The organism is Reyranella sp. (genome assembly GCF_052439685.1).
Classification (GTDB): Bacteria; Pseudomonadota; Alphaproteobacteria; order Reyranellales; family Reyranellaceae; genus Reyranella.
The window spans coordinates 1-507 of record NZ_JBQVQG010000086.1; the positions used below are offsets into that span (position 1 = coordinate 1).

Here is a 507-nt window from a genome sequence, read left to right on the forward strand (position 1 = left end):
GTGCAGGCCAAGGACGACGAGATCGTTGTCTTCGCCTGGGCGACCTATCCCGACAAGGCCAAGCGCGACGAGGTGATGAAGAAGGTGTTCGAGGACCCGCGCATGAAGCCGGCTATGGAAAACATGCAGTTCGACGGCAAGCGGATGATCTATGGCGGCTTCGACACGTTCATCGAACGCTGAACCAGAGGAGGCAGCGATGTCGGACTATCACTATCCGGGCGTGACGCCGCATCTGATGTCGAAGGATGCGGTGGCAGCCATCGAGTTCTACAAGCGCGCGCTCGGCGCCGAGGAACAGGGCGAGCGCATGCTGATGGATGACGGCAAGCGCATCATGCACTGCGAACTGAAGATCAATGGCGGCACGCTGATGATCGCCGACGCGATGCCGGAATATGGCTATCCCTGGGTGGAGCCGCAGGGCACCACGCTGAACATCATCGTCGACGACGCGCGCGCGGTCTGGGACCGGGCGATAGCCGCGGGTTGCACGGTGAAGATGCC

2 protein-coding genes are annotated in these 507 nt (G+C 61.7%); both read left to right on the top strand.

The window, feature by feature from the left end; genetic code table 11:
• The coding region (locus ACT6UX_RS30460) for a DUF1428 domain-containing protein (RefSeq protein WP_444778869.1) at positions 1-183 on the top strand (183 nt) is incomplete at its 5' end.
• 16 nt (positions 184-199) lie between these two features.
• The coding region (locus ACT6UX_RS30465) for a VOC family protein (protein WP_444778870.1) at positions 200-507 on the top strand (308 nt) is incomplete at its 3' end.